Origin of the sequence: Arachnia propionica (assembly GCF_003859805.1) — a bacterium.
Classification (GTDB): Bacteria; Actinomycetota; Actinomycetes; order Propionibacteriales; family Propionibacteriaceae; genus Arachnia; species Arachnia propionica_C.
In genome coordinates, this window is sequence record NZ_RQZG01000016.1 from 26,053 (window position 1) to 48,345 (window position 22,293).

At 68.6% G+C, this 22,293-nt stretch carries 21 protein-coding genes; 7 read left to right on the forward strand and 14 right to left on the reverse strand.

Annotated elements, in window-relative coordinates:
* Positions 1–94 precede the first annotated feature (94 nt).
* The 5 genes from EII34_RS12435 to EII34_RS12455 all read right to left on the reverse strand — a co-directional run bounded on the left by EII34_RS12435 (position 95) and on the right by EII34_RS12455 (position 5,877).
* Positions 95–940, reverse strand: a complete 846-nt coding sequence (locus EII34_RS12435) for a carbohydrate ABC transporter permease (RefSeq protein WP_124845491.1) — start codon at positions 938–940, stop codon at positions 95–97.
* Positions 937–2,109 (reverse strand): carbohydrate ABC transporter permease, encoded by a 1,173-nt coding sequence (locus tag EII34_RS12440; protein WP_260425149.1) that lies wholly within the window; start codon positions 2,107–2,109, stop codon positions 937–939. Before EII34_RS12440 ends, EII34_RS12435 begins: the two co-directional genes overlap by 4 nt.
* The gene (locus tag EII34_RS12445; protein ID WP_221620296.1) at positions 2,109–3,452 is read right to left on the reverse strand and encodes an ABC transporter substrate-binding protein; all 1,344 of its coding nucleotides are present in this window, start codon (positions 3,450–3,452) and stop codon (positions 2,109–2,111) included. The genes EII34_RS12440 and EII34_RS12445 overlap by 1 nt, the downstream gene beginning before the upstream one ends.
* Positions 3,453–3,607: 155 nt before the next feature.
* Positions 3,608–5,233 carry a DUF6297 family protein gene (locus EII34_RS12450; RefSeq protein WP_260425150.1) on the reverse strand — a complete coding sequence of 542 codons (1,626 nt, stop codon included), beginning with the start codon at positions 5,231–5,233 and terminating at the stop codon, positions 3,608–3,610.
* On the reverse strand, positions 5,233–5,877 hold the full coding sequence (locus EII34_RS12455) for an ABC transporter ATP-binding protein (protein ID WP_124845494.1): 645 nt from the start codon (positions 5,875–5,877) through the stop codon (positions 5,233–5,235). The genes EII34_RS12450 and EII34_RS12455 overlap by 1 nt, the downstream gene beginning before the upstream one ends.
* 84 nt (positions 5,878–5,961) lie before the next feature.
* Between EII34_RS12455 and EII34_RS12460 the strand changes: the two genes are divergently transcribed.
* From EII34_RS12460 to EII34_RS12490, 7 genes are all read left to right on the forward strand, one after another.
* Complete coding sequence (locus EII34_RS12460) at positions 5,962–6,531, forward strand: maltokinase N-terminal cap-like domain-containing protein (protein WP_124845495.1); 570 nt, start codon at positions 5,962–5,964, stop codon at positions 6,529–6,531.
* A gap of 34 nt (positions 6,532–6,565) precedes the next feature.
* Positions 6,566–7,258, forward strand: coding sequence for a demethylmenaquinone methyltransferase (locus EII34_RS12465; protein ID WP_124845496.1), 693 nt, complete (start codon positions 6,566–6,568; stop codon positions 7,256–7,258).
* Entirely contained in the window at positions 7,255–8,928 is a 1,674-nt protein-coding gene (locus EII34_RS12470; protein WP_124845497.1) for a TM0106 family RecB-like putative nuclease, read from the forward strand. Before EII34_RS12465 ends, EII34_RS12470 begins: the two co-directional genes overlap by 4 nt.
* A 77-nt stretch (positions 8,929–9,005) precedes the next feature.
* Positions 9,006–9,740 (forward strand): ABC transporter ATP-binding protein, encoded by a 735-nt coding sequence (locus EII34_RS12475; protein WP_124845498.1) that lies wholly within the window; start codon positions 9,006–9,008, stop codon positions 9,738–9,740.
* Entirely contained in the window at positions 9,737–10,843 is a 1,107-nt protein-coding gene (locus tag EII34_RS16040) for a COG1361 S-layer family protein (RefSeq protein ID WP_124845499.1), read from the forward strand. The genes EII34_RS12475 and EII34_RS16040 overlap by 4 nt, the downstream gene beginning before the upstream one ends.
* 10 nt (positions 10,844–10,853) lie before the next feature.
* Positions 10,854–12,194: an ABC transporter permease gene (locus tag EII34_RS12485; protein WP_124845500.1), complete on the forward strand. Its 1,341-nt coding sequence runs from the start codon at positions 10,854–10,856 to the stop codon at positions 12,192–12,194.
* 52 nt (positions 12,195–12,246) lie between these two features.
* On the forward strand, positions 12,247–13,056 hold the full coding sequence (locus EII34_RS12490; protein WP_221620297.1) for a siderophore-interacting protein: 810 nt from the start codon (positions 12,247–12,249) through the stop codon (positions 13,054–13,056).
* 32 nt (positions 13,057–13,088) lie between these two features.
* On the opposite strand, the gene pntB is transcribed toward EII34_RS12490, so the two are convergent.
* The 9 genes from pntB to EII34_RS12535 all read right to left on the reverse strand — a co-directional run bounded on the left by pntB (position 13,089) and on the right by EII34_RS12535 (position 22,253).
* The gene (gene pntB, locus EII34_RS12495) at positions 13,089–14,471 is read right to left on the reverse strand and encodes a Re/Si-specific NAD(P)(+) transhydrogenase subunit beta (RefSeq protein ID WP_124845502.1); all 1,383 of its coding nucleotides are present in this window, start codon (positions 14,469–14,471) and stop codon (positions 13,089–13,091) included.
* Between the two features lie 3 nt (positions 14,472–14,474).
* Positions 14,475–16,001, reverse strand: coding sequence for a Re/Si-specific NAD(P)(+) transhydrogenase subunit alpha (locus tag EII34_RS12500; protein WP_124845503.1), 1,527 nt, complete (start codon positions 15,999–16,001; stop codon positions 14,475–14,477).
* 149 nt (positions 16,002–16,150) lie between these two features.
* Positions 16,151–16,603, reverse strand: a complete 453-nt coding sequence (locus EII34_RS12505; RefSeq protein ID WP_124845504.1) for a hypothetical protein — start codon at positions 16,601–16,603, stop codon at positions 16,151–16,153.
* A gap of 54 nt (positions 16,604–16,657) precedes the next feature.
* Entirely contained in the window at positions 16,658–18,199 is a 1,542-nt protein-coding gene (gene menD / locus EII34_RS12510; protein ID WP_124845505.1) for a 2-succinyl-5-enolpyruvyl-6-hydroxy-3-cyclohexene-1-carboxylic-acid synthase, read from the reverse strand.
* On the reverse strand, positions 18,196–19,131 hold the full coding sequence (locus tag EII34_RS12515) for an o-succinylbenzoate synthase (protein ID WP_124845506.1): 936 nt from the start codon (positions 19,129–19,131) through the stop codon (positions 18,196–18,198). Before EII34_RS12515 ends, menD begins: the two co-directional genes overlap by 4 nt.
* Complete coding sequence (locus EII34_RS12520) at positions 19,128–20,018, reverse strand: 1,4-dihydroxy-2-naphthoate polyprenyltransferase (RefSeq protein WP_124845507.1); 891 nt, start codon at positions 20,016–20,018, stop codon at positions 19,128–19,130. The genes EII34_RS12515 and EII34_RS12520 overlap by 4 nt, the downstream gene beginning before the upstream one ends.
* Complete coding sequence (locus EII34_RS12525; RefSeq protein WP_124845508.1) at positions 20,015–21,040, reverse strand: AMP-binding protein; 1,026 nt, start codon at positions 21,038–21,040, stop codon at positions 20,015–20,017. Before EII34_RS12525 ends, EII34_RS12520 begins: the two co-directional genes overlap by 4 nt.
* Entirely contained in the window at positions 21,037–21,513 is a 477-nt protein-coding gene (locus EII34_RS12530) for a TY-Chap domain-containing protein (protein WP_124845509.1), read from the reverse strand. Before EII34_RS12530 ends, EII34_RS12525 begins: the two co-directional genes overlap by 4 nt.
* Before the next feature lie 14 nt (positions 21,514–21,527).
* Positions 21,528–22,253 (reverse strand): hypothetical protein, encoded by a 726-nt coding sequence (locus tag EII34_RS12535; protein WP_124845510.1) that lies wholly within the window; start codon positions 22,251–22,253, stop codon positions 21,528–21,530.
* Between the last annotated feature and the right edge of the window lie 40 nt (positions 22,254–22,293).

Consider the following 22,293-nt stretch of genomic DNA (forward strand, 5'->3'; position numbering starts at 1 on the left):
CAACGTAAGGCAAGCCTACGCTATTCGAGGCAGGGGGCACACCCGGGGCCGGGACAGCGGAACGGGGCCGCCGAAGCGGCCCCGTCACGCAGTCTCAGCCCTTGACCGCGCCGGCGGTCATGCCCCGGACGAAGAACCGTTGCAGGGCGATGAAGACCAGCAGCGGCAACGCCATCGAGATGAAGGCACCCGCCGTCAGCAACTCCCAGCCCTGACCCTGCGTGCCCAGCATGCCCTTCAACGAGACGATGACCGTCTCGTTCTCGGGCTTGAGGAACAGCAGGGCGATGAGCAGGTCGTTCCACACCCACAGGAACTGCAGGATGGCGAAACCTGCGACGGCAGGAGTGGACATCGGGAACACCAACCGCCAGAAGGTCTGGTAATGGGTGGCCCCGTCCATCTTCGCCGACTCGATGATGGAACGCGGCAGCGTCGTCATGTAGTTGCGCAGCGTGTAGATCGCGAGCGGCATGCCGAACCCGGTGTGCAGCAGCCACACCGCGACGTACTGACCCGCGATGTTCAACCCACGGGGGCCGAGGAGGTCCAGCATGGGCTGCAGCGCCACCTGCAGGGGCACAACCATCACGGCGACGATCGTGATGAACAGGAAGTCCTTGCCCCTGAACTCGAGGAACGTGAACGAGTATGCCGCGAAGGCCGCGAACATGATCGGGATGATGGTGGCCGGCACCGCGACCGCGAGGGCGTTGACGAAAGCCATCGCCATGTTGCTCTTGTCGAACACCCCGACATAGTTCTGCAGCGTGAAGGCAGGCTTGAAGATCGCCTCCCACCACCCCGAGGAGTTGATGTCGTCGATGGGCCTGAAACTCGTGACGAGCAGACCGATCGTGGGCAGCAGCCACAGGATGCACAACAACGTCACGACGATGATGCTCACCCAGCTCCGCTTGTGGGTCTCGGCCGCCTTCATCGTTCCTGCTCCTCACGCTTGAAGTGACGCACCTGGTAGATCAGCACCGGGATCACGGCCAGCAACAGCAGCACCACGATGGCCGATGCCTTGCCGGCGTTCTGGTTGACGAACAGCTCCTGGAAGAACATGTTCGCGATGACGTTGGTCTTGTAGTTCCCGTTGGTCATCACATAGACGATGTCGAAGATCTTCATCACCATGATGAACACGGTGACGAACACCGTGATCATGGTGCCCTTCATCTGCGGGATGACGATCTGGAAGAAGATCTTCAACTCCGAGGCACCGTCGATGCGGGCCGCCTCCAGGGTGTCCTCCGGGACGTTCTTGATCGCCGTGGACAGCAGGACCATCGCGTAACCGACCTGCAACCACACCACGATCACCATGAGCAGCAGGCTGTTGAGGGCTCCACCCTCATGCTGGATCCACGGCTCCGGCTGGCCACCCAGCGTCGCGACGATCGCGTTGAGCAGGCCGATCTGCTTCTCCCCCGACTGGTAGTCGTAGATGAACTGCCAGATGGTGGCCGCGCCGACGAAGGAGATGGCCATCGGCAGGAAGATCAGCGCCTTCGACAGCTTCTCACCCCGAGGCGACAACCGGTCCGCCAACACCGCGACGATCAGACCGATCACCACGGTCGAGGCGGGCACCAGCAGCAGCCAGAGCACGTTGTTCCAGATGGTGCGCAGGAACTCATCCGAGCTCAGCACCGCCTGGAAGTTGCCGAACCACGGCTCCTGGTAGGCCGTGGAGTCGGCATTGGCGAAGGAGTAGTTCACCGTCTGGATCGTCGGGTACAGCAGCACCAGGCCGATGGTGAAGTAGCCCGGCAGCACGTACGCGTAGGGCATCAGGAACTGGGACAGCCTTCCCGGCAATCCGTTGATGAACAGGTTCATGCTGGCGAAGAACAGCAACGAACCACCGATGCCGAAGACCATGGCCAACAGGGCCTGGATGATCTTGTTGACCACTGGGAGACCGACACTGAACCACTCCGGGTAGTAGGCCAGCGCCAGGAAGGCGTTGCCCACGAACCAGCCGATCAGCACCATGCCCAGCAGGCCGACACCCGCCCTGGGCCAGTTCGCAGGGCTGGCTGCGCGCTTGGCCTGGGGGGACACGGTGACCTTGGTCACTTCCTGGGTCGGGGTGCTCATCATCTCGGCCAGGAGTTCTCGATGTCGGTGGTCACCTGTTCAGCGGTCTTCGCCCCGCTCAGGAAGTCCACCATGCCGGTCCAGAAGGTGCCGCCACCGATGGCGTTGGGCATCAGGTCCGAGCCGTCGTAACGGAACACCGTCGCGCTGGTGGCCATCTCCGCGATCCTGCGGGTGGTCTCGTTCGGGTAGTTGGAGACATCGAAGGTCTTGTGCGGGGACAGCCAGCCGCCCGCCTTGGCCCACTCGGCCCCGAACTGGTCGCTGGTGAGGAACTTCATCACCTCGATGGCATCCGGGTCGTCGCCGTTGAACAGGCCGGCGATGTCACCGCCGCCCAGCATCGGCTTGCCGTCGTAGCCACCCTCGTAGGGCGGGTAGGCGAAGGTGCCGACAGCGGTGTCCAGGTTGTCCTGGACCTCCTTCGGCAGCATGGAGGCCACGAAGTTGCCCTGCCGCATGAAGTAGCACTTCGACGGTTCCTCGAAGGCCGGGTTCATGGTGGTGCCGAAGTTGGTGGCGAGGATGCCCTGGCTGCCGCCGTAGACGTTGCCCTCGGTGAGGGCGATCCTGCCGAACTCCTCGAAGGCCTTCACGATGCGCTCGTCGTTGAAGGGGATCTGGTGGCTGGTCCACTGGTCGTAGACATCGGGCCCGTACATCCTGAGCACGATCTCCTCGATCCAGTCCGTGCCGGGCCAGCCGGTGGCGGCATCGGACTCCACGCCGAGGCACCACGGGGCCGTTCCGCCCTGCTTGATCTGGTCGGAGATCCCCGCCAGCTCCTGCATCGTCTTCGGTTCCTGGTTCAACCCCAGCTCCTTGTAGGAGGCGGGATACCAGACGATGGACTTCACCGCCATCCGCATCGGGGCCCCGTAGACACGCCCCTTGTACCGGGCCGCCTCGAGGAAGCCCGGAACCAGGGTGGAGTCCAGGGCGTCGTAGTCGAGATAGGTGTCGATCGGCTGGATCGCCTGCTCGGCGGCCGCCTCCAGCAGACCACCCGGCTGCGGGTACAGCCCGATGTCCGGGGTGTCACCCGAGCGGATCTTGGTCTTGATCAGCGTGGTGAAGTCGTCGCTGTTGGCGTACTCCACATCGATGCCGGACTCCGCCTCGAACTTCTCCAGCGACGCCTCGAAGGCCGCCTTCTCATCGCCGCCGAAGGCCCCGAAGATGGTGACCTTCTTGTCACCGTCCGTGGTCCCGCCTCCGGCCACCCATCCCTGACCGTCACTGCCTCCAGCGGTCTGTCGCTTCGGATCCTGCAGACAACCACTCATGGTCAAGGTCAGCACGACCGTCGCCGCCAGAACACCGCGCCATCGCAACCGGCTCATCATTCTCCTCTCGGATGTCCCCCATAGGGACCCTGGGCCTGAATCTACAGGGCGGTGAGGGGCGGCGGAAGGGGTTTCGCGTTTTTCCCGGACGTCGCCCCGCAGGCCCAGGAGAGTGGTTCTCATGACCACCCGAGGGGCCCTGGCGGGGCGCCTCAACGACGCCTCTGGACCTTGATCCGGTTCTTCGCGGCGACGGCTCCGGCCCGCCTGGCCTTCTCCTGTTCCAGGAGCCGACGCTGCTCCTCCTGCTGCTCCAGCAGAGCCTGTTGGTCGAGCCCCGAACGCAGCATCATGAACACGATCATCGCGATCACCAGGGAGATCCACGACGGCCACCCCACCACGATGGGCAATGTCACCACCGTGACGACGTCGATGCCCTTGATGAGGGAGAACATCAGCCCCGGCGGCACCGCCCCGAAACCGGTCGTCGCCACCAACGGGCCGCCGTAGTTGGCGGGTTTCGCCGTGACCCAACGGACCGCGGCCAGCAGCCCCGCGACGGCGGTGAGCAGGGTCTGCGTCAGCCCGACGCCGAGCTCCACCTGCTGGCCGCCGACGATCCCGAGGAACGCCGGGGTCACCGCCACCGCCCACAGCAGCGCCAGGACCGCGGGCACCACCATCGTCGCCTGCCGGACGGCTCCGGGGGCGAACGGGAAGCAACGCTGCAAGCCCATGGTGCGGGTCAGCACCCGCATCGAGTTGCAGAACCCGATGAGGGCGGCCATCAGCACCAGGGCCGACAACGGGGCCGCGACGACCCCCATGCCGAGCGCCTGGATCGCGTAGGGGACCATCATCGATCCCGCCCAGAACAGCAGCGGACGAGGGTTGCGCCACAGCCGCTGCACGTCACGCATGACCAGGGCGGCGGCCCCGAGCCCTGCCCCCCGGGTCGGGCGGACGTGTCCCTTCTCCTTGGCCCGGAACTGCACGAGGATGTCACGCACCAGGGCCAGGTCGAGGGCGAAGGCCGCACCCTGCATGCCGGAGATCAACGACGACCCGGCCACGAGCCGTTGCCTGCGCAGTCGCGTCAGCCGCACCCAGGCCAGCCACACCGAGACCAGTCCCAGCACCGCCCCGACACCGGCGATGATCCAGGCGAACTCCACGCCCCACGCTGCGACGGTCCCCACCGGCAGCCTCCCGGTGGCGATCAGCACCAGCAGCGAGAGCGTCCCCATGGCCAGCGCCCCGGTCACCCAGAGCAGGACCCCGATGATCCAACGACGCTCCATCCCCTGCTCGGCCGCGGCGAAGGACACCAGTCCGAAACACCCGAGCCCGGAGGCCACGCCCCAGATCAGGATCGTGGCCGGGTCACTGCCGACCAGTGCGGCGACCAGCGCCCCCAGCCCCGCCCCGGCCAGCAGGGAGAGCAGCACCGAGGCGACGAGCCGCCCCTGCAGGAACCGCCGACGGTTCACATCCCCGTCGAGGATCCAGAACCCCTCCGCGGCGGACGCGACGATCGGCCCGAACAGGCGGGCCGCCATCAGGGCGAAGGCCAGGAAGGCCGCGGTGGCCGCCCAGGGCAGCAGACCTCGGGAGGCCAGGCAGCTCTCGGTGTCACACACCGCGACGGTGCGTTGCGCCTGCAGGATCGAGCTGACCAGCATCGCACCGACCAGCACCAACGCGAAGACCATGACGTAGGCGTCACTCAACGCCTGGAGGATGTTGCGATCCGCACGACCGTGACGCCAGTCCCGCACCAGCAGGCGCAACTGCCGTTCATCGACGGCACCGATCACCCCGAAACGCTCGCTCATCAGGCCCCCAGCCTGACCTCTCGGGCCCCGATCGCCTCCAGCAGGGAGGGTTCGTGGGAGGCCAGGACGACGGCGAGCCCGTCGCTCAGCTCCTCCTTCAGCCGCTTCCCCAGCCACGCCACGCCCTCGACGTCGAGCCGCTGCTCCGGCTCGTCGAGGACCAGCAACCGACGGGGACGGACGAACGCGGTGGCCAACGCCAGTCGGCGCCGCTGACCCGACGACAGGGTGGCGGGCAGCTGCCCGGCCTGCGGCACCAGCTGCACCTCATCGAGGATCTCGTCCACCAGGTCGTCCGGATCGGCCAGGCCGTGGGCACGGGCCAGGAGGTCGAGGTGCTCGACGACGCTGAGGTCGGGGAAGAAGTCGAGGTCGTCGATGACGGTGGCGACACTGCGTCGGATCTCCGGATTGGACTCACTCATCCTGACCCCCATCACCTCGACGGTGCCCTCATCCGGCCGGTCCGCCCCGACCAGGCACCTCAGCACCGTCGACTTGCCCGCACCGTTGCGCCCGGTCAGGGCCACGGCCTCGCCCGCCGCCACCTGGAGGTCGAACCCCTCCACGATGGTCACGGGCCCGTAGGCCTTGCGTAGTTTTGCCACCTTGAGCACGATGTCCTTCTTCGCCACGGCGTCCATTGTGGACCATCCTGCCCACAGGCAGGGGCACACATCCCACGACGGACGAGGTAGCATGTGCGGTGACACCAACGGAGGTAAGTCATGAGTGGAATCGCCATCGTCCATCCCGAGGCCACCCTGCGGCCCAGCAAGCTCGAGCTACTGGCCCCCTGGCTACCGGACCAGTGGTGGTTCGACGGGGATGCCGGCGACCTCGAACTCGTCGCGAAATTCCGATTCGTGGACCCGGACGGAGAGGTCGGCCTGGACGGCATGCTGATCCGCTCCTCCGATGCCGTCTACCACGTCCCCGTCACGTGGCGGGCCCATCCCCTCGACGGCGGGGCGTGCATCGGGACCCTCGACCACTCGGTGCTCGGTACCCGCTACTGCTACGACGCCCAGACCGATCCGGTCTACCTGAAGGAACTCGCCCGGGTCATCACGGAGAAGGACACCCAGGCCGAGATGCGTCCGGAAGGCTCCGACGAGGCGATCCCCGGCACCATCCAGGTCTTCGGGTCCGGCCTGGTCGAGGGGGAGACCAGTGGCTACCCGCACGTCATCCACAAACTGCTCCGCGAACCCATCAACGACGTCGTCGGTCAGCTGATGGGCCAGTGGAGCCTGGGCGGGTTGAAACGTTGCGACCTGCTGGCCGTCCTGCACTGAGGAACACCCCTGCGGGCGCGATAGGCTGCTCCCCATGGAGCGGACCCGGGCAGACCTCGACAAGATCAGTGCTGAGGTCCAGGCGATGTTTGACGGCGTTGCCGAACGCTATGACCTGCTCAACGCCGTGCTGTCCCTGGGGCAGGAGAAACGGTGGCGGCGCCACACCCTGGCGGCACTCCACCCAAGGCCCGGGGAACGGGTGCTGGACCTGGCCGCAGGCACCGGAACCTCCTCGGTGCCCTACCAACTGGCCGGGGCCACCGTCTTCCCCACCGACTACTCGATGGGCATGCTGCAGGTGGGCAAACGGCGGCAGCCGGGACTCAACTTCGTGCGTGGCGACGCCCTGGCCCTTCCCTATGCCGACGACTCGTTCGACGCCGTGACCATCAGCTACGGTCTGCGCAACGTCGAGGACACCGCCGGGGCACTGCGGGAGATGCTGCGGGTGACCCGACCCGGCGGTCGGCTGGTGATCGCCGAGTTCTCCACCCCCGTCCACCCCTGGTTCCGGTTCGCCTACGTCCACGGGGCCCTCAGGATGGTGCCGGTGGCGGCGAAGCTCTCCAGCAACCCCGTCGCCTACGGGTACCTGGCCGAATCGATCCTCGCCTGGCCGAACCAGCGTGCCCTGGCCGACCTGATCGCCGAGTGCGGATGGCGGGAGGTCGAGTTCAAGAACCTGACCGGCGGCATCGTCGCCCTGCATCGGGCACGGAAATGACCTTCCTGCTGGATCCCTATGCCGCAAGGAGCTGCCCGGTCAAGACGTTCAACGCCTTCGACCCGGGTACTGCGGGTCCTGCCGAGCCCCTCGACGAGTCACTGCGGGAGGCCTTCGGTGGCGGCACCGAGCACCGCAGGGCCGTCCTCGCCCGGGTCGCCACCGGAGCCGATGTGGTCGACCTCGGCCCGGCCACCCACCCACTGGAGGCGACGCTGGCCGCCATGGCGGATGAGGTGCCGACCGTGATCGGGGGGCGGCTTCCCGTGGACCCCGCAGGGCACCGGCGTGGCCACCCCGACCTGCTGGTGCGGGGCGACGGCGGCTACTGGCCGGTGGTCATCAAACCGTACCGGGTGCTGGAGAAGCAGTCCCGCGGCGGTGCGCTGCGCCGCTCCCCGCTCACCGACCCGACGGCGCTGCGTCCCCTGCCGAACCTCCGTTACCGCACCTACCGGGAGGGTGCACTGCTGGAACTGGCCCACCTGTGGCGACTGCTGCAGGCCTGCGACAGCGCCGCGACCACAGCGCTCGGCGGGATCGTCGGCAGCGACGAGGGACACACCGGACACATCACCTGGGTGCCGCTGGACTGGCGTTTCCTGCGCACCTTCTCCCGCACCTCGGCATCGGGGTACCGGCTGCGCTCCGCCCTGGAACGCTACGACCACGAACACGGGTTCCGCGTCCACGTCGCCGAGGAGGCGATGCGGCGGGTGCCGGGCGACGACCGACCACCGGTGGTGCGTCCCATCCGGGTCGCCGAGTGCGAGTGGTGCGCCTGGTGGGAGACCTGCCGGCCACGGATGGACGACGACGACATCTCGCTGCGGATCTCGAAGACCCCCCTCGACGTCAGGGAACTGCAGACGTTGATGGGCCTCGGCATCACCACGGTCGACCAGCTGGCCCAGGCCGACGTGGAGGAGCTGCTGCCGCACTACCTGCCCCTGACCGCGCACCGTGACCGTTCGGAGGCCAGGCTGCGGCAGGCGGCTCGTCGGGCCCGGATGCTGGCGAAGGGGGTGGCCCTGGAGAAGGTCTCCCACGACCCCATCGGCACACCGCGGTCCCGCGTGGAGATCGACCTGGACATCGAGACCGACGACCACGACCGCACCTACCTGTGGGGGGCGCTGCTGACCGATCGGGGCACGGGCGAACAGGAGTTCCATCACTTCGCCTCCTTCACCCGGCTGCGCGACGACGCGGAGGTGGAGCTGGCCACGCGGTTCGGGACCTGGCTGCTGGAGCAGGTCGCGAGCCAACCCGACCTCATCGTGTTCCACTACTCGGACTACGAGGTGGTGCACCTGAGACGACTCGCCGCACGCAGCGGTTCCCCGGTCCTGCGGAAGGTCCTGGACCTGGTCAAGGATCACTTCGTGGATCTGTTCGAGCTGGTGCGGGACAACTTCGTCGGGGTCGAGGGGCTCGGGTTGAAGGTGGTGGCCTCGACGGGAGCCGGGTTCTCCTGGCGTGACGAGGAGCCGGGCGGGTTGAACTCGCAGCTGTGGTTCGCCACCGCCGTCGACGCCCCGGACTCGGCGACCCGTGAGGCCGCACGCACCCGGGTGCTGGAGTACAACGAGGACGACGTCCTGGCCACCTGGCACCTCAGACAGTGGATGCAGCGCATCGATGATGGGACCCAGGTCGACCCGTCGTAGGACCTGGGTCCACCTTTGGGCCAATCATCCTTGCCAGAGCGCACCCGAATCGCTACCTTCTGCTCCAAGGAGGAAGCATGGGTGCTGACGTCACACCCCTGGACCCGCTCGTGGTGGTGCGGGAGCTGAGCAAGGTGTACCGGGTCGGGGAATCACGCGTCGTGGCACTCAACCGGGTCGACCTGGAGATCCCGCGCGGCAGCTTCACCGCCGTCGTCGGCACCTCCGGCTCCGGCAAGTCCACCCTGCTCAACATGATCGGAGGCCTGGAGAAACCGACGGCCGGTGAGATCTGGGTTGACGGCCAGCCGCTGCACACCTTCAGCGAGCACGAACTGGTCACCTACCGTCGTGAACAGGTGGGCTTCATCTTCCAGTCGTTCAACCTCATGTCCCATCTCACCGCACTGCAGAACGTGGCGCTGCCCCTGTCGTTCCGCGGGATGCCGCGCAGCGAGCGGGAGGAACTGGCGAGGAAGGTGCTGATCACCCTCGGGCTGGGGGACCACCTGGACCACCTGCCGACCCAGCTCTCCGGCGGCCAGCAGCAGCGCGTGGGGATCGCCCGGGCGATGGCGGTCCGCCCGAAACTCGTCTTCGCCGATGAGCCGACCGGGAACCTGGACTCCCGCACCGCCGAGGCGACCCTGCGACTGTTCCGCCGTGTGATCCGACGCTTCCACCAGACCTGGCTCATGGTCACCCACGACGCCCACCTGGCGAGCTTCGCCGACACCATCGTCGCCATCACCGATGGCCGCATCTCCGACATCTCCCAGCAGCACCACGACGACCCCGAGGAGCACTCATGAGACCCCTTCGATGCCTGGTCCTCGCCCTGGCCGCACTGCTGGCCCTGGCCGCACCGGTCGTGGCCTCGGCCGACGAACCGAAACCGAAGGAGAGCTCCTCCCCGTCCCGGGAGTCCACACCGAGGCAGACCAGCGCCCCCGGTAGTGGGGACGACGGCGGTGGAGGTGCCCCGGGAAGCACCGGCGCGGCCGGGGTCTCGGTGCCACGGGTGATGCTGGAGTCGGTGGTCCCCACCCCGAGAACCGTCACGGCAGGCTCCTCCTTCACGTTGTCCTACACCTTGGTGAACCGGTCGAAGAAGACCCGGGTGAACAACCTCAAGGTCACCCTCTCCCAGGGCGAGGGTGCCTTCCTGCCGACGAACGGGGCGTCCTCGACCTTCATCTCCGGCATCAAACCGGGGGGCTCGGTCAGCCGCGACATGGTGTTCTCGACGCTGCCGTCGTTGGAGCACCGACCCTATCCCATCACGATGACCATCGAGTACGAGGACGCCGACGCCAACCAGTACTCCGCCACCGAGACCATCTCCATCCAGGTCGACCAGCCGACCCGCGCCGACACCTCCACCTTCACCATCGTCCCCGAGGAACTCATGGTCGGCGACGAGGCCACCGTGACGTTCAGCCTCAACAACCTCGGCAAGTCGAAGATCCACAACGCGAGGATCACCGTCGCCGAGGGGCAGGGCGTGGCGGCGAAGGAGCACTTCATCGGCTCGGTGGAGCCGGGTGCCTCGTCCACTGTGGAGCTGCTGCTCACCGCCACGGCGGAGCGGGAGGAGCCACTGACGGCGGTCATCACCTTCGAGGACGCGAACGGCACCGTCGCCACGATGGAGAAACAGCTGACCCTCACGGTCCTGCCCGAGCAGATGATGGAGGAACCCGGCCCACCATCCGGTCAGGAGACGCAGCCGGTGCCCGAACCGGTCGTCGAGGGCAGTGACGCCTGGCTGTGGTGGGTGGGCGGCGGCATCGCACTCGGCGTGGTGCTGCTGATCGCCAGCATCACCCTCAGCCGTCGCGCCAAGCAGCGCCAGGAGCACTCCTTCGATCTCGACCTGCTCGACGGCACGCCGCTCGTCGGCTCGGACCTGTGAGGATGCTGCCATGAGATTCGGCGACCTGGTCGCCACCAGCCTCACCTCGCTGTGGCAGCGGAAGGTCCGCACCTTCCTGACGGTGCTGGGGGTGATGATCGGCACCATCTCCGTGGTGGTGATGATCTCGCTGGGACTCGGCCTGACCAAGTCACTGCACGACTCCATCGCCGCACAGGGCAGCCTCAAGGAGGTGCTGGTGCAGAACAACCCGTTCACCCAGGGCAGCTCGAAGAAGCTGCCACGGATGGATGACCGATTGGCCCAGACCTTCGCCACCTACGAGGGAGTGGCCCACGTGATCCCCGTCTACCGGACCTACCTGCCGGTCAAGGTGGGCAAGTACCGGGGAGAGTTCGAGGTCGTCGCGGTGCCGAGGGAGTCGCTGGGGAGGATGGACCTGGAGATCGCCCGTGGCAGCGCACCGGGGCAACACGGCCTCGAGGTGCTGGTCGGGCACCAGGTGGCCGAGGCCCTGCGGACCGCGAACGGCAGGGAGTCGTTCCTGGACAGCGGTGAGGACATCGTCGGTCAGGAGCTCACCCTGGAGTTCTTCGACCATGGCTCGGCGGAGGAGCAGACATCAGCTCCCCCGAGGTTGAAACCACTGCGGTCGACGGTCTCGGGCAGCATCGCCGGCCATGGATCGTACTCGGAGACCTCCACCATCCTGGTGGTGGAGCTGGAGTCCCTCAAGCAGGAGATGGACAAACGCAACCGTGGCCGGGCCCTGCCGGAGCAGCCGACCGACAGCCAGGGCAGACAGAAGGGCACCTTCACCTACTCCACGCTCAAGGTGGTGGCGAAGGACATCAAGGACACCGAGGGTCTCCTGGTCAGGTTGAAGGACGAGGGGTACGAGGCCTACGCCCTCATCGAGTGGATCAAGGAGAGTGAGAAGCAGCTGACCCAGGTCCAGGCCATCTTCGGCGGGATCGGCGCGATGTCCCTGCTGGTGGCCGCCATCGGCATCGCCAACACCATGATGATGAGCGTCTACGAACGCACCCGGGAGATCGGTGTGATGAAGGTGCTGGGGGCGAGCCTGCGGGACATCCGGTTCCTGTTCCTCGTCGAGGCCGCGGGGATCGGTTTCATCGGCGGGGTGCTCGGGATCCTGGGCAGTTTCCTGGCCTCTGCCGGACTCAACAGTCCCGCAGGTGCTGAGCTGCTGGCTCCCGCACTGGGAATCGGCGGCGTGCCGGGTGACACGTTGACGATGTCGGTGATCCCGCCGTGGCTGGCCGGGACGACCCTGCTGTTCGCGACCGTCATCGGCACCGTCGCGGGGCTGCTGCCGGCACACCGCGCCACCCGGTTGAGCGCCCTCGACGCGATCCGATCACAGTAAGGGTCACCTCACCAAGCGGGTAGGCTGGTCCCACCCGATGTCAGGAGCACTCATGCCCCGTCCCACCCGGCGACCACGCACCGCCGTCGTCCTCGACCGTGAACAGCTCGCGCCCAACCTGCTGCGGCTACGGCTGCGTGCCGACGACCTGCAGTCCGAGGAGGTCGCCTTCACGGACTCCTACGTCAAGTTCATCCTGCCCCGGCCGGGCACCGATCTGGCCTGGCCGTTCGACCCGGAACAGGTACGCGATTCCCTGCCCCCCGAGCAGCAGCCGGTGCTTCGGGCCTACACCATCCGCGCCTTCGACCCCGAAACCTCCACCATGACCGTCGACTTCGTCACCCACGGCGACGAGGGGATCGCCGGGGTCTGGGCCGCGACGGTGGCACCGGGTGAGTCCGTGGGGTTCGTCGGCCCGGGCGGGGCCTGGTCCCCCACCGCGTCGTACCGCCACTTCGTCCTCGCGGGCGATGAGGCCGCAGCCCCTGCCATCGCCGCGGCCGTCGACGCGTTGCCGGAGGGCACGACCGCCACGGTGTTCCTGGAGGTGGACCACCGTTTCGCGATGCCGGATCCCGATGGCGTGACCATCCACTGGCTGATGCGCGGGGACGCCCTCCCGGGCGATCCACTGATCGACGCGGTGCGTTCCCACGAGTTCCCCGGGGAACCGACCGGCTGGTTCGTCCACGGAGTGGCGGAGATGGTCCGGGACCTGCGTCGTCACCTGTTCGTCGAGCGCGGCGTCCCCCGCGATGCCGTCTCCATCTCCGGCTACTGGCGACGCGGCATGACCGATGAGCAGTGGCGCGCCACGAAGAAGGAGTTCAACGCACAGCTGGAGGCCGACCTGGCCTAGGCCCACCCGCTGCACCGGCAGCGGGTGGGATGTCACAACTCCGTCAGGATCTGCTGGACCGTGGTCTTGGCGTCACCGAAACACATCACCGAGTTCTCGTTGAAGAACAGCGGGTTCTGGACCCCGGCGTAGCCCGCACTCATGGAGCGTTTGAACACCACCACCTGGTCGGCCTCCCAGACCTTCAGCACCGGCATCCCGGAGATCGGGGACCCCGGTTCGTTCGCCGCCGGGTTGACGGTGTCGTTCGCACCGATCACCAGCACCACGTCCGTGTCGGGGAAGTCGTCGTTGATCTCGTCCATCTCCAGCACGATGTCGTAGGGCACCTTCGCCTCGGCCAGCAGCACGTTCATGTGCCCCGGCAGCCGCCCCGCCACCGGATGGATGGCGAACCGCACCTCGACGCCACGCTGCCGCAACCGTGAGGTGAGCTCCGCGACGGGGTACTGCGCCTGCGCGACCGCCATCCCGTACCCGGGCGCGATCACCACGGAGCGGGCCTGACCGAGCAGCGACGCGACCTCCGCCGTCGAGGCCTCCCGGTACTCCCCCAGTTCCCCGGACTCGGCGACGGGGGCGTCCCCGAAACCACCGAGGATCACCGAGACGAAGGACCGGTTCATCGCACGGCACATGATGTAGGACAGGATGGCTCCGGAGGCCCCGACCAGGGCGCCGGTGATGATGAGCACGCTCATGTTCAGCATGAAGCCGGAGAACGCCGCCGCCCAGCCGGAGTAGGAGTTGAGCATCGACACCACCACCGGCATGTCCGCCCCACCGATCGCGGCCACCAGGTGGAAGCCCAGCACCAGCGCCAGCACCGTCACCAGGATGAGCGGGATGATCGAGCCGGAGATCACGTACCACCAGCCGAGCCCCACCGAGGCCACGACGATGGCGAGGTTGATCCAGTGGCGTCCCGGCAGCATGAGCGGCCGTGAGGCCAGCCGACCGTTGAGCTTGCCCCACGCCACGAGGGAGCCGGTGAAGGTCACCGCCCCGACGAAGATCCCGAGGACCACCTCGACGGAGTGGACGACGTCGCTGTGCGTGACGGCCAGGTGGACGTTGAAGCCGACCAGCACCGCCGCCGCGCCGACGAAGCTGTGGAGCAGGGCGATGAGCTCGGGCATCCCGGTCATCTCGACCCGGCGTGCCTTCCACACCCCGATGGCCCCGCCGACGATGATCGCCACGTACAGCAGGACGGCGGAGCTCCACTGCGGTCGTCCCGCCGTCAGGTCGACGTAGCCGATGGCGAAGTTCGTCGCGACGAGCGCGAACACCATCCCGAGGATGCCGTAGGCGTTGCCCTTCTTCGCGGTCTCGTGCTTGCTGAGTCCCGCCAGGGCGAGGATGAACATGAGCCCCGCAGCGATGTAGGTGGCCCCGATGAAATTGCCCAGCACGGCTCAGCCCTTCCTGAACATGTCGAGCATCCGGTGGGTCACCGTGAATCCACCGAACACGTTGATCGACGCGATGAGCACCGCGATGAAGGCGAGTGCCTTGACCACCCAGTCGTCGTGGGCGAGCTGTGTCATCGCACCGACGACGATGATCCCCGAGACCGCGTTGGTGACGCTCATCAGGGGCGTGTGGAGGGCGTGGGTGACGTTCCAGACCACGTAGTAGCCGACGACGATCGCCACCACGAACACCCCCATGAGGGTGACGAAGCTGGAGGGGGCGACGGTCAGGGCGGCGATGAAACCGATCGCCCCCACCCCGACCAGCGCCACCTGGTGCCACCAGGGTCTGGGTGATGGTGGTGGGGTGACGACCTCAGGGCCTTGTCGTACCGGTGCCCGGGCCGGGGTGGCCGAGACCTGGATCGGGGGTGGTGGGAAGGTGACCCGGCCGTCGCGCACCACGGTCATGGTGCGCACCACCTCGTCGTCGAAGTCGACGACGAGCTGCCCGTCCTTGCCCGGTGTCATGAGGCTGAGCGCGTTGACCAGGTTCGTGCCATAGAGCTGGGAGCTCTGCCCCGGCAGCCGGGACGCCAGGTCCGTGTACCCGATGATGGTGACCCCGCCGTCGGTGACGTGACTCTCGCCGGGCCGGGTCAGCTCACAGTTGCCCCCGCCACTGGCCGCCAGGTCCACGATCACCGAGCCGGGCTTCATGCTCGCCACCATCTCGGCGGTGATGAGTCTCGGCGACGGCCTGCCGGGGATCGCCGCGGTGGTGATGATGATGTCCACCTCCCGCGCCTGGGCCGCGTACAGCTCTGCGGCCCGGGCTGCGAAATCCGCCCCGACCTCCTTGGCGTAGCCGTCGCTGGAGACCTCCTGGTCCATGCCGTCGACGTGGACGAAGGTTGCCCCCATCGACTCGACCTGTTCGGCGGTCTCGGGGCGGACATCGGTGGCCCGCACGACGGCCCCGAGCGAGTTCGCGGCCCCGATGGCGGCGAGCCCCGCCACCCCGGCCCCGATCACGAGGACGGTGGCGGGGGGCACCTTCCCGGCGGCGGTCACCTGGCCGGTGAAGAAACGCCCGAAGGCGTGGGCGGCCTCGACGACGGCGCGGTAGCCGGAGATGTTGGCCAGCGAACTCAATGCGTCCAACGCCTGGGCCCGGGAGGTGCGGGGCACCATGTCCATGCTGAGCGCGGTGATCCCCTGGGCCGCCAGCCGCGTGGTGAGTTCAGGATGCTGCCTGGGCGCGAGGAAGGTGATGAGGGTGGCACCGGGCCGCATACCGGCGATCTGGGTCTCGTGCGGGGACCCGATGCCCAGCACGACGTCACTCTCCCAGGCCGAGGGGACGATCCCGGCTCCTGCCGCCTCGTAGTCCTCGTCCCTGAAGGAGGCCTTCAGCCCTGCCCCGGACTCGACGACGACCTCGTAGCCGAGCCGGATCAGCTGTTGAACTGTTCGGGGAGTGGCCGCGACCCTGGTGTCGCCCATCTCCCGGATCACCCCGATGCGCATGTCCTCAAGCTATCGTCCTCGAACCGCTGCCGCCATACGGGGGTGGGGGTTTGTGGGGCCGGACCGGGAACGCCTCTCGGCGTGTGGCCGCTCGAGGCGGCTAAAGGTGGAGCCCGGGGTTACCGCGGCCCGGCAGGAACCATGCTAGCTCACCACAGCGATCCGGCGCGCCATTCCCGGGCACAGGCCTCGAGTTCGGCGGCGCGCTGGTCCCACCGGGGCCCGAGTCGACGCCCGATGATGGCCGCGCGGTCACAGAGATCCGAGAAATCGCCGTCGAAGTGCCCGGTCAACAACTGTCGCACGTCCTCCGCGACGGGGCCCTCCGGCAACTGTTGCTCAACCTGGTGGAGCCGCCACAACGCGCCGGGTAGGGACAGCGGCGCGGCCTGCTTCCACAGGGCGAGGAGGTCCTCGATCCCCTCACGCTCCAGGTACTGGTTGAGGCGGGCGCGGACATCGGGGTCGGTGTCCTTGGCCAGCAACACGAGGATCGCCGCGGTGTCGTGCGCAGCGAGACTCAGATCGGCAGGATCCCCCGACCCGGAAAGTTCTTCCAGGATGTCGCTGGCTCTGTGGACGGGCCGGTGGAAGCGTCGCATATCTTCCTTCTCCCTTCGGGACCAATGTGGTTCAGGACCTGTGTCCACTCGAGGCTAGTCGGACACCGGGAGCAGACGGAGTAACTCTCGGCCAGAGATTGTGTCATCCAGAAGGCCAAGAAGCGCCGCCAAGCTTCTCACCTCGTCAACCTTCCAGCCGAATGCAGCTGCGACATGAGCACTGTTGATGCACTGTGGCGTCCTGAACACGCGGTCGAACGCGTGACGGAACTCACAGGCCCCCTGTTCGAGGCCCTCGAAGATGGATCCGCCGTTGTCATCCACAAGGACGACCCGCATCTGAACACTCGGTTCCGTCGGTGGCGCGACCAGCGACCCGAGGTCGTGCTGGAGGGTGAGATCCCCCAGCAGCACGGTCGTCGGTGCCCCGGTCGCCAGGGCGATCCCGGTGGCCGTGGCCAGGGTCCCGTCGATGCCCGCGAGACCTCGGTTGGCGTAGCAGGTGGCGGGATGCTGCGAGACAGGGGCGAGATCCGCGTGCCGGATGCTGGAGCTGGCCCCGAACACCAGGTTCTCCCCGGGACGCGCGGACCGGACGACGGCGGCGGCGATGCCCTCCGGGGTGAGGGCATCGGGTGCAGGGGCGCTGTGGTCCCACCGGGCCAGCCAGTGTGGATCCCCCGGTGGCAGCACCACCCGGTCCACGACGTGTCGGGCCGCGTGCCCCGGGTCCACCCACTCGGCGTGCTGCGCCACGACGATGATCTCGACGTCGTCCCGGGCCAGCAACGCGCTGACCGGACGCGACAGGGTCGGATGTCCGAAGACCACCACCCGCTCGATCTCCGGCGCGAGCCGGGCGAGTTGTTCCCGGTAGCGGGGGATCGCGGAACCGGTGCGGGCGTTGCTGGAGGGTTCGGCGAGCAGCGGCACTCCGGCGAGCTCCGCCAGGGCCCGGGCCTCGGCCCCCACCTCGGGGGGTGCATCGCCTGCCAACACCACCGTGCGGGCCGGGGTGGTGACCTCGTGGACCACCACCCCGTCGCTGGGCGCGACCACCGGGATGCGGGGTTGGGCGACGGGGGCCCGCACCGTCGCGTCCACCAGCGGCAGGTCGAACTCGATGTTGACGTGGACCGGCCCGGGTTGACGGCTGCGGGTCCCGGCCGCGATCACGGCGGCCCGGGTGATCTGGTGGCGCCAGGCACGCTCGTCGCCGCTGGTGGAGCTGACCCGGACGGTCCGCAGCACGGCGGGCCCGAACAACCCCACCTGGTCGAAGGTCTGGTTCGCCCCGGTCCACACCGCCTGCGCGGGACGGTCAGCGGTGACCAGCAGCAGCGGGATCCCGCTGGCACGGGCCTCCATCGCGGCGGGCAGCAGGTTCCCGGCCGCCGTGCCGGAGGTGGTGACCACCGCGGCCGGGGCACGACTGGCCTTGGCGATCCCCAGCGCGGTGAACGCCGCGACCCGCTCGTCGATGCGCACGTGCAGTCGGAGCAGGCCAGCGGCATCGGCGGCGTGGAGGGCCAACGACAGTGGGGCGTTGCGGGACCCGGGCGCGAGCAGGACGTGCTCCACACCCGCGGCCAGCAGTGCCTCGACGGTGACGACTCCGAGCAGCGGCGAGGTCATGGCAACGCGACCCCGGCGTGCTCGGCCACACGGCGCAGCCGTTCCTGCCACCAGTGGGTGACCTCCGGGGAGGCCACGGGCACCTCGTCCGGCACCGGGTCCGGGCCGACGGTGATGTGTCCGTCGTCGATCGAGACGGGTCGGGTGACATCGGCAGCGAGCAGGCGTCCCGTCTCCAGACCGCAGGCCAGCGACAGCTCGGGCAGGGCGGCGGCGAGCCGTACCCCGGCGTGGATGCCGATCACCGACTCCACGGCCGAGGAGACCACCACCGGCAGCCCCAGTGTTGCGGCGAGTTCCAGGCAGGCCCGGGCTCCACCGAGCGGCTGCTGCTTCAGCACCACGACGTCCGCCGCCGCCAGGTCGCGGACCCGGAACGGGTCACTGGCCCGACGGATGGACTCGTCCGCGGCGATCCACACCTGCCCCCCCAACCGGCGACGCAGTTGGGCCAGCTCCTCCACGCTCGCGCAGGGCTGTTCCAGGTACTCCAGGTCGAACCGGGCCAGGGCATGGGCCGCGGTGAGGGCCTGGGACAGGTCCCACCCGCCGTTGGCGTCCACCCGGATCGCGGCCTCGGGAAGGGCCTCCCGCACCGCAGCCACGCGGGCGAGGTCCTGGTCGAGCCCCTGCCCGGGAGCCGCCACCTTGATCTTGACGGTGTCACAGCCGGAGGCGACGGCGCGGGCAGCGGCCTGGTCGGGGGGCAGCGCCGGGACGATGGCGTTGACGGGGACCCGCTCCCGCACCGGGACGGGGTGACCGTGGTGGGCCACGTCGAGGGCGGCCATCAGCCAGCGGGCCGCCTCGGCGTCGTCGTACTCGGGGAAGGGACTCCACTCGGCCCACCCGGCGGGACCTTCGATGAGCATCCCCTGACGGCGCGTGAGCCCTCGGAACGGGGTCGCCAGGGGGAGGTCGAAGACGATCACGAACCGACCGCCACTCCGATCAGCAAGCCGAAGGCCAACGCCAGCTCGGTGAGGCTGGTGGCCTGCAGCATCGCGATCAGGTCACGGCCGACGGCGCCGGCCAGCAGTCGTGCGACGGGGGCCAGCAGCACCACGAAGCCGACCAGCCCGAGAAGCGCCCACGGTGTGGTGAGTCCTGCGAAGGCCAGGGTGCTGATGAAACCGACGACCAGCAGCGAGACGAAGAACCATCGGGTGGCACGGTCCCCGATGCGGGTCGCCAACGTCCGTTTGCCCACCTCGGCGTCGGCGGCGAGGTCGCGCAGGTTGTTGACCACGAGCAGGGCACTGGCCAGTGCCCCGACCCCGGTCGCAGCCGCCCAGGTGGCGGGTGGGACGGCGTGGAAGGTGACGTGGGTGGTGCCGACGGTGGCGACGAGCCCGAAGAAGATGAACACCATCAGCTCCCCGAGGCCGAGGTAGCCGTAGGGACGGCGCCCTCCGGTGTAGTACCAGGCGGCGAGGATGGCCAGGGCGCCCACCGCGAGCAGCCACCAGGTCCCGGAGATGGCGACGACGACCAGCCCGGTCACCGCTGCGACGGCGAAACTGATGAAGGCGGCGTTGCGGACGGTCCCGGGGCGGGCCAGGCCGGATGCGGTGAGCCGGGTCGGACCGACGCGCACGTCGTCGGTGCCCCGGATGCCGTCGGAGTAGTCGTTGGCGTAGTTGACGCCCACCTGGAGGGCCAGTGCGACGATCGCGCACAGCGCGGGCACCAGGAGCAGTCGCCACAGTGGTACCGCCTGGCCGGAGCCGACCCCGGCGGCGACCCCGGCCAGGATGGGGGCGGCGGCGGCGGGCAGGGTGCGGGGCCTGGCACCGGCCACCCAGATGGAAGGATTCATGATGAGGACATCGTAGTGTGCTCCGCCTCTGCGAGCCGGGTCATGGCGGCACGATCGGGTTTCCCGGCGCCGGTCAGTGGCACGGGATGCCCCAGGTGCTGCCGCGGCAGCCAGGTGCGGGGCAGGTGGTCGGCCAGCGTGGTGCGCCACCAGTCGAGGTCACGGGTCTGGTCCATCACCACGATGCGGCAGCCCCATTCCGGATCGGGGACGGCGATGACGGCGGCCTCCGGGGCCAGGCGGGTGACGGCGGCGCGCACCTCCGCGAGGTCGATGTTCACCCCGCCGGAGATGACGATGTCATCGATGCGGCCGTCGATGTGGAGTCGGCCGTCGAGCAGGTGGCCGCGGTCACGGGTCAGCAGCCGTCCGGCCACCAGCGCTGCGGCGGTGGCCTCCGGGTCCCCCAGGTAGCCGTCGAACAGCATGGGACCGGTGACCGTCACCCGCCCGTCGTCGATGCCGATCCCGACCCCGGGCAGGGGATGGCCGTCCCACACCACTCCCCCGCAGGTCTCGCTCATGCCGTAGCTCTCGACGACCTTGATCCGGGCGGCCTCGGAGCGCTCACGCAGCTCGTCGCCCAGGGCGGCCCCGCCGACCAGCACCAGGTCGAAGGCCGCGAGGCAACCCGTGAGCACGGGGTCGGTCAGTGCACGGTGGAGCTGGGTGGGGACGAGGCTGATGGCGTCGCCGCAGCCGGTGGGACGCAGTCCGGCCAGGTCAGGACCGGCTTCCGGGACGGGACGTCCGGCACGCAGGGAGCGGACCGCCACCATGAGTCCGGCGACGTGGTGGGGCGGCAGGGCCAGGTGCCAGGTGAGCGTTCCGGCGTGTTGGATGGCGCTGTCGGCCGCGGCCAGGAGGGCGTGACGGCTGAGCGCCACGAGCCGTCGACTCCCCGTGGTGCCGGAGGTCGCGACGACGGCTCCCAGGTGCCCGGGGATCTCGGGTCTGGGGGACTCGTCGAACCAGAGGGGGGCTCCCCCGTCGAGCATCCGCTCGATGTCGTGCGTGCTCACACCGGCAGGGCGGGGATGCCTCCGAGGTCCAACGGGAGCGGGATCTCACCCGGGTCGAGGTCCTCGATCTGCTCGGGGGTGTAGACACGCCCTTCCTGCCTCCGTTCCGGCTCCCGCCACGACCGGTAGGCCAGTTGGTCGGGCGAGGTGACCCCCTGGAGCTCACGCATGGTGGTGATGAGGGCGTCCACCAGCTGCCTGTAGGAGCTGCTGGGTGCAGGGAGGTCGAGCCACCGGTTCCAGAAGTCGATCTCCCGGGTGTCCTTCCAGCCGAGTTCCTCCAGCCGGGCCACCACGGCCGGGTCGCCGAGGTCCATGCCCCTGACCCAGCACTGCGCCTGCAGCGCGTCCTCCTCGGTCGTCATCTGGACGGTGAACCCGGGGGCGCCCTGCTGTGACAGCACGAGGAAACGGCGTGTCTCCATCCCGATCATCACGTGCAGCAGCTTCGATGCGAACTCGTTCCAGTCCATGGTTCCTCCCTGCATCAGGTACGCCATGTGAGCATATCCCGGATCACCGCGGCCTCCTCGGCGGCCAGGATCCGCTGCGGCACCGCCTGGTCCGGGTCGTTGGCCACCGCGAGCAAGCCCTGCAGCCGGGTCAACCTGGCCCGACAGGCCTCCTCGGCGACGGTGGTGGCCCCCTGCCCCTCCAGTTCACGTCCCTGCGCCACCTGGTCGTCGAAGCGGAGCAGCTCGTCGTCGATCAACTCGCAGGCGGGCAGTGCGCCGAGGAGCTCCGCAAGCTGCCGCTCCTCGGCCAGGCTCAGGTCCTGGATCACCTGGAGCTGCTCGACCAGGGCCACCTCCTCTGCCTGGGAGCGGATCCGGGTCACCTGCTCGATCCGTTCCACGGCAGGCAGGTCGGCCGGGAGCTGCTGCTCGAGGGGGACCGCCAGCTGGGTGACCCGGCTGGCGAGCCTCTCCCCCAGCTCTGCGAAGAAGCGCCTGGGCTCGGCCACCTCACGGTGGTGCGGGGGTGCGTGGTGCCGCCAGTGCTCCATCGCCCGCAATCCGTAACGGTCCAGCAGGGGAACGTCACCGGGGGTCTCGTCGAAGTCGAAACCGGGCTGCTCCGCCACCGGGACCGGGGTGGACACCTCGACGGGGACCGGACGGCGACGCCGTCGTGCGGGCACGCACCGGGGCAGCTCCGGCAGGTCCAGCTCCGGCTGGCTGATGGGGACTCGGGCCCGGGATGCGTGTCTCACACCCCCATCATATTCGTCCATGAGTACGACGACAAGCAGT

Bases quoted from the DNA above. Each gene is read 5' to 3' on its own strand.
- EII34_RS12435 (WP_124845491.1), bottom strand. From the start codon at position 940: ATGAAGGCGGCCGAGACCCACAAGCGGAGCTGGGTGAGCATCATCGTC.
- EII34_RS12440 (WP_260425149.1), bottom strand. From the start codon at position 2,109: ATGAGCACCCCGACCCAGGAAGTGACCAAGGTCACCGTGTCCCCCCAG.
- EII34_RS12445 (WP_221620296.1), bottom strand. From the start codon at position 3,452: ATGAGCCGGTTGCGATGGCGCGGTGTTCTGGCGGCGACGGTCGTGCTG.
- EII34_RS12450 (WP_260425150.1), bottom strand. From the start codon at position 5,233: ATGAGCGAGCGTTTCGGGGTGATCGGTGCCGTCGATGAACGGCAGTTG.
- EII34_RS12455 (WP_124845494.1), bottom strand. From the start codon at position 5,877: ATGGACGCCGTGGCGAAGAAGGACATCGTGCTCAAGGTGGCAAAACTA.
- EII34_RS12460 (WP_124845495.1), top strand. From the start codon at position 5,962: ATGAGTGGAATCGCCATCGTCCATCCCGAGGCCACCCTGCGGCCCAGC.
- EII34_RS12465 (WP_124845496.1), top strand. From the start codon at position 6,566: ATGGAGCGGACCCGGGCAGACCTCGACAAGATCAGTGCTGAGGTCCAG.
- EII34_RS12470 (WP_124845497.1), top strand. From the start codon at position 7,255: ATGACCTTCCTGCTGGATCCCTATGCCGCAAGGAGCTGCCCGGTCAAG.
- EII34_RS12475 (WP_124845498.1), top strand. From the start codon at position 9,006: ATGGGTGCTGACGTCACACCCCTGGACCCGCTCGTGGTGGTGCGGGAG.
- EII34_RS16040 (WP_124845499.1), top strand. From the start codon at position 9,737: ATGAGACCCCTTCGATGCCTGGTCCTCGCCCTGGCCGCACTGCTGGCC.
- EII34_RS12485 (WP_124845500.1), top strand. From the start codon at position 10,854: ATGAGATTCGGCGACCTGGTCGCCACCAGCCTCACCTCGCTGTGGCAG.
- EII34_RS12490 (WP_221620297.1), top strand. From the start codon at position 12,247: ATGCCCCGTCCCACCCGGCGACCACGCACCGCCGTCGTCCTCGACCGT.
- EII34_RS12500 (WP_124845503.1), bottom strand. From the start codon at position 16,001: ATGCGCATCGGGGTGATCCGGGAGATGGGCGACACCAGGGTCGCGGCC.
- EII34_RS12505 (WP_124845504.1), bottom strand. From the start codon at position 16,603: ATGCGACGCTTCCACCGGCCCGTCCACAGAGCCAGCGACATCCTGGAA.
- menD (WP_124845505.1), bottom strand. From the start codon at position 18,199: ATGACCTCGCCGCTGCTCGGAGTCGTCACCGTCGAGGCACTGCTGGCC.
- EII34_RS12520 (WP_124845507.1), bottom strand. From the start codon at position 20,018: ATGAATCCTTCCATCTGGGTGGCCGGTGCCAGGCCCCGCACCCTGCCC.
- EII34_RS12530 (WP_124845509.1), bottom strand. From the start codon at position 21,513: ATGGACTGGAACGAGTTCGCATCGAAGCTGCTGCACGTGATGATCGGG.